Source organism: Frisingicoccus sp. (genome assembly GCA_016298055.1).
Taxonomy (GTDB): domain Bacteria; phylum Bacillota; class Clostridia; order Lachnospirales; family Lachnospiraceae; genus Frisingicoccus.
This window is the reverse complement of record JAEDDO010000149.1, coordinates 1-4,519: the sequence shown is the minus strand read 5'-3', so window position 1 is coordinate 4,519 and position 4,519 is coordinate 1. Positions and strand designations below refer to the sequence as shown.

The 4,519-nt window shown below is 39.3% G+C and carries 6 protein-coding genes; 1 reads left to right on the top strand and 5 read right to left on the bottom strand.

What is annotated here, in order from left to right:
• Positions 1–145: 145 nt before the first annotated feature.
• The 4 genes from QZZ35_RS09410 to QZZ35_RS09395 all read right to left on the bottom strand — a co-directional run bounded on the left by QZZ35_RS09410 (position 146) and on the right by QZZ35_RS09395 (position 3,625).
• A complete protein-coding gene (locus tag QZZ35_RS09410; protein ID WP_291237165.1) occupies positions 146–772 on the bottom strand; it encodes a GNAT family N-acetyltransferase in 627 nt (208 codons plus the stop codon).
• A gap of 12 nt (positions 773–784) precedes the next feature.
• Positions 785–1,846: a ribosome small subunit-dependent GTPase A gene (gene rsgA / locus QZZ35_RS09405; RefSeq protein ID WP_291237164.1), complete on the bottom strand. Its 1,062-nt coding sequence runs from the start codon at positions 1,844–1,846 to the stop codon at positions 785–787.
• An 81-nt stretch (positions 1,847–1,927) separates the two neighbouring features.
• Positions 1,928–2,131 carry a hypothetical protein gene (locus QZZ35_RS09400; protein WP_291237163.1) on the bottom strand — a complete coding sequence of 68 codons (204 nt, stop codon included), beginning with the start codon at positions 2,129–2,131 and terminating at the stop codon, positions 1,928–1,930.
• Positions 2,132–2,293: 162 nt separating this feature from the next.
• Positions 2,294–3,625, bottom strand: a complete 1,332-nt coding sequence (locus QZZ35_RS09395; RefSeq protein WP_291237162.1) for an ATP-binding protein — start codon at positions 3,623–3,625, stop codon at positions 2,294–2,296.
• A 310-nt stretch (positions 3,626–3,935) separates the two neighbouring features.
• Here QZZ35_RS09395 and QZZ35_RS09390 point away from each other — a divergent pair, with 310 nt between their 5' ends.
• Positions 3,936–4,232, top strand: a complete 297-nt coding sequence (locus QZZ35_RS09390) for an STAS domain-containing protein (RefSeq protein WP_291237166.1) — start codon at positions 3,936–3,938, stop codon at positions 4,230–4,232.
• A 57-nt stretch (positions 4,233–4,289) separates the two neighbouring features.
• Here QZZ35_RS09390 and QZZ35_RS09385 read toward each other — a convergent pair.
• A partial coding sequence (locus QZZ35_RS09385) for a hypothetical protein (RefSeq protein ID WP_291237161.1) occupies positions 4,290–4,519 on the bottom strand: 230 nt, incomplete at its 5' end.

Sequence of the window (4,519 nt, the reverse complement as noted above, 5' to 3'; positions counted from 1 at the left end):
GTCCCATTGCTACCCACGGCAAAGCTGCTTGAATAAAATCAAAGATCATCTTTCTTCCTCCAATCCTTTAATATTGTGATGTTGGGGTCAAATGCATTTGCCCCCATGATACCTACGGATTTTTTGTAGCCATTTGTCCCTTGGATCAAAATATCTGACCTGGAAGTTTTAATTTTTCCTTAACAGGAAATGCCTGATCAAACATCTCAGTTTCAGCTTCATCCACAAAATATCCCTGTGGTGTCGCATACTCTCCTGTAATTCCATCTAAATATCCTGGAATTAATTCCTTACACAAAAAGAAGGATGCATCCTCACCTTCCGGCAAGCCATGATAACGAATTCCAAATGTGCTTGCCTGCGTAAAACCACTCTTTCCATAAAAGTCGATGTTGCCTTCAAAACAGACGGCACCGCATCCAAGCTCCTTTGCTTTTTCTAAGGAATAGTCTAATAAAATTTTTCCATATCCCTTTCTTTTTCGTTCCGGTGTGATACAAATCGGTCCCATCGTCATGATCGGTATATCTCTGCCATCATCCGCCTTGATTGTTGCTCTCATAAACATGTTCTGTCCAATCAGCTTACCCTCTTCTTCCATAACAAAATCAAGTTCCGGAATAAATGCCGGATCATGCCGAAGCTGATTCAGCACATAATGTTCCAGACATCCGGGGCGATATACGTTCCAAAAGCTTTCTCTTACCATATTTTCTACTTCTCTGTATTCTTCCTGTTTTTCAAGACGTATGATAATATTATCTGTGTTCATAATCTTTCTCCTCTATCTTTTCCTGTTCTTTTTATTGATTTTCGAAATAGCCTTAAATTTCTGCTTTTTCTCAGCCAGATAGCCTTGAGTATTTTCTATATAATGATTCTCATTCATCAGCTTTAGATAAGAATAAAACCGATCCATCGACAACTCACCACGTTCAATCGCCTCCCGTACCGCACATCCAGGTTCACTTTCTGAATGAGTACAGTCCCGAAAACGACAGCTTTGTGCCAGTTTTTCGATATCTGAAAATGTCTGATGGATTCCATCCCCCGAATCCCACATTCCCAGTTCGCGCATTCCCGGTGTATCAATCACCATGCCGCCGGATGGCAATAAAATCAGTTCACGATGGGTTGTCGTATGCCGCCCTTTGTCATCATTCCTAAGTCCGTTGGTATCCATATACTTTTCACCCAGCAGACAGTTAATTAAAGTAGACTTTCCCACACCGGAGGAACCGATAAATGCGACGGTTTTTCCATCTGAAATATAAGGAACAATCTGCTGATATCCATCCTTCTCCACTGCATTTGTTATCAGAACATCCACACCTGCGGCAATTGAAGATATTTCCATAAGTCTGCTCTCCGGATCCTCACACAAGTCCGCTTTCGTCAGGATAACAACAGGCACTGCACCACTATTCCAGGCAATTGAAAGATACCGTTCCAGTCGACGCAAATTATAATCATTGTTCATGGACATACATAAAAAAATCGTGTCGATATTTGCCGCAACAATCTGCTCTTCCTTTTTTTCACCGGCAGCTTTCCGTATAAAACTGCTTTTTCGAGGAAGCACACGATGAATGACCGCATGACCTCCGCTTTTGTTCCAGTCTGCCATAACAAAATCTCCTACTGCCGGATATTCTGATTTTTCCTGTACATCATAATGAAATCTACCGGATATCTCCCCCCATTTTTCGCCTTCTGAAGAGATCAGCCGATATATTCCCTTTTCCTGCAAAATCACTCTTGAAACCGTCAAGTCTGAAAAATGGTCCGCCGACTTTTGAATGGCTTCAGACAAGCCATACTGTTTCATATTCGTCTCTATACCCATACTTCCTTCCTCTCTATACAAATAAACGTTCGTTTACATTTATTTTAGTGAACGCTCGTTTATTTGTCAAGTCGAATTTGTTCAAATCACTTTATACGGCCATTTGCATATTCCTACTTCCAGGGCTCTCTCTTCTTTCAAATGAAAATCCGCATACCGACAATACCAGCAGCCTTTCAGGCTTTCTATCGCTTCTTCTCTGGATGTATATGCCGGACACAGATCCTCCGGCCATACGTTTCCGTTTTTATTTGGGATTTCGAAATATTCTCTGTTTCTCATCATATCTTCCACCCTTTATTCCAATATAATCTTCTTACCATTTAAGCTGCTCGTTTTCATATTCAGAAAATATCATATTTTCAAAAAAAAGACCGGAACTACACGGATTCCGGCCTCTTTTACACGGGATTTTATCTCATCAGACTTTCTATTCTTTTGAATGACTCATAAAATCATTCGAACTTTAAATTTATTATCTTCTGCAATATAATAAATCTCGCTATGTGTTTTATTTATAAAAGATACTACACTTCGGGTTCCGATTCCATGATTTTTCTCATTAGAAAAAGGATGTCCATCTTCATCCAAAGGTACCTTTCCTTCACAGGAATTTTCAATTTCCAACAGAAGTTGGTTTTTATATTTTGCTGTTAATTTCAAATATCGCTCCTTTTCCGGAAGTTTCATGCAGGCATGTATGGCATTTTCCAGAAGATTACTGACCGTAATGGCTAATTCCATATCGTCCACCGACAGACCGACCGGAATATTCGCAGAAACAGTCGTTTGAATTTCTTCCTTTTCTGCCCATGCTATGTAATGACTGACAGCAGCGTTCACCGTCGTATTCTCACAGTATTTCTGAATTCCTTTTGGCTCCAGTGCAAGCCGTTCCGACAAATATTTTTTTGCTTCATCCGTCCTTCCGTCTTCCAGCAATTGATACAGCAGAGCTTCAAAATGTCTTCTGTCATGACGCATCATCCTGTCCTTCTGCACAACTGTTTCCGCCGACTGAAGTCGTTCTTTCATGTTTTTTGCCGCTATCTGCATGATATACGCATCCGACTCCAGTCTGGACTTTTCCTGCACAAGCTCCATTTCCTGCCTCATTAATTCCGTATATTTTTCAAGAATTACAAAAATTGCTATATTCACAATAACGAGCAGGACCGCCATTCGAAGAAACTGCCCTGAATTAAAATTCTCGTACTTGCCCACTGCCAACACAAACATATCCACCACAATCAGCGCAACTGAGACAAAGGGCATTGCCATAAGCAAAAAAATCATGTTATCTGATTTTCTGTCCTTTTCTTTACTTCCGAATCTGCATATGAAAAGCACAAGAATCATTTCTATAAAATTCATAAGCAGCGCTGTCTGTGGTGTGATCCGTTCATACTGCGTTCGAAATCCCATTTCATTATTCAGGTATCCGCTGCTTATTCCAACAACAATCTCCGTCGCCATAACTCCTACCAGATAAAACAGGAAATTGGTCAGTTGCCGGAAACTCTTCACATAATACACCAGAAACAACGGAATCAGATAGGACGAAATCATCGCCAAAAGATTTAATGGCGGAATCTCCTGCAGATTTGCACAAAAAAGCATACACCAGTCAAGCAGATAGATGATCGGAACAAGCCATGGTCTGTCTATCATATATTTCCTTTTTTCGCAGAACGTTCTGTGCATATATCCAAAAAGATAGATTGTCAGAAAATCTCCCGCACCCAACAACAGTTCTGATGCGGATATATATATTGGCATTTTCCACTCCCCCCTGACTCCTTTTTCACCATAAAATCTGTTTTAGTAAATATTTCCTTTGCTTTTCATATTTTACCATAGATACATCACTCAAAACAGACAGATTCTATAGAGGATTGTGTCAATTTTATATATGTATCCACCGTGCTATTGGTTACTTAAAAAATTTTATCTACAAAAATATATTTAAATTTTTTTATATTGGACAAAAAAAACGTTTAATAGTATAATCAATCATAACGATATTAGTGTCAAATACTTTTGATCCTGGTATCTCATAATACGGATATAAATGGAGATGATTTTTAGTATGACAATCACAAAAATTAAAAACGATAATTTCTTAACCTTAAAGCTTGAAGGTCGTCTTGATACAACAACAGCACCTCAACTTGAGAGTGAACTTTCCGAGAATCTTAACGGTGTCACTGAATTAACAATTGATTTTGCTGAGCTGAGCTACATCTCTTCTGCAGGATTACGTGTTTTACTTGCAACTCAGAAGAGAATGAATAAACAGGGCTCCATGAAGCTTATAAACGTTAATGAGATCGTTATGGAAGTTTTCGAAATTACCGGTTTTGTGGACATTCTGACAATTGAATAAGCAAAAGAAGGGGACAATTTCTCTGATGACATACATCAGGAACCTGTCCCCTTTTTACTATCTTTTTTTATGGAGAATCAACTGAATGATCACATAAGCAGCAATGCATATGACTGCCACAAGTGCAATCCATACCATTATCCACATATTATTTCTCTCGTGTTCCTCTTTCTGCTCGGTCTCTTCCGGCTTTGTCTCTGGAAATGCTACTTCTTCCCACTGGGCATAAAGTTCAATATTTTCTGCCGGCATATTGAATTTTAATCCCGGATCGTAACTTTGTCCGC

Bases quoted from the DNA above. Each gene is read 5' to 3' on its own strand.
- QZZ35_RS09410 (WP_291237165.1), bottom strand. From the start codon at position 772: ATGAACACAGATAATATTATCATACGTCTTGAAAAACAGGAAGAATAC.
- rsgA (WP_291237164.1), bottom strand. From the start codon at position 1,846: ATGGGTATAGAGACGAATATGAAACAGTATGGCTTGTCTGAAGCCATT.
- QZZ35_RS09400 (WP_291237163.1), bottom strand. From the start codon at position 2,131: ATGATGAGAAACAGAGAATATTTCGAAATCCCAAATAAAAACGGAAAC.
- QZZ35_RS09395 (WP_291237162.1), bottom strand. From the start codon at position 3,625: ATGCCAATATATATATCCGCATCAGAACTGTTGTTGGGTGCGGGAGAT.
- QZZ35_RS09390 (WP_291237166.1), top strand. From the start codon at position 3,936: ATGACAATCACAAAAATTAAAAACGATAATTTCTTAACCTTAAAGCTT.